Source organism: Bradyrhizobium sp. SHOUNA76, from assembly GCF_023006445.1.
In the GTDB taxonomy this organism is placed as follows: Bacteria; Pseudomonadota; Alphaproteobacteria; order Rhizobiales; family Xanthobacteraceae; genus Bradyrhizobium.
Genome location: NZ_JALBHA010001197.1, coordinates 1 through 309, shown reverse-complemented (window position 1 = coordinate 309; position 309 = coordinate 1). Strand labels below are relative to the sequence as shown.

The following is a 309-nucleotide window of genomic DNA, read 5'->3' as shown; positions in this document are numbered from 1 at the left end:
GGGCGAGACGAGATGACGCAGGCACAGCTCGCGCAGGGGACATCGCCCCTGCTCGCGGTTCGCGACGTCAGCGTCGTGTTCGGCGGCATCATCGCGCTCAACGGCGTGTCCTTTGACATGCACAAGGGCCAGATCCTCGGCTTGATCGGCCCCAACGGCGCCGGCAAGACCACGCTGTTCAACTGCCTCTCGCGGCTTTATCAGCCGTCGTCCGGCGACATCCTGATGGAAGGCGCCAGCATCCTGACGCGGCCGCCGCACCGGATCGCGGAAATCGGCATCGGCCGCACCTTCCAGAACGTGGCGCTG

The 309-nt window shown here is 66.7% G+C and carries 1 protein-coding gene; it reads left to right on the top strand.

The annotated features are described in order from the left end of the window. Positions 1-12: 12 nt before the first annotated feature. The coding region (locus MOV74_RS40480; protein WP_246933144.1) for an ATP-binding cassette domain-containing protein at positions 13-309 on the top strand (297 nt) is incomplete at its 3' end.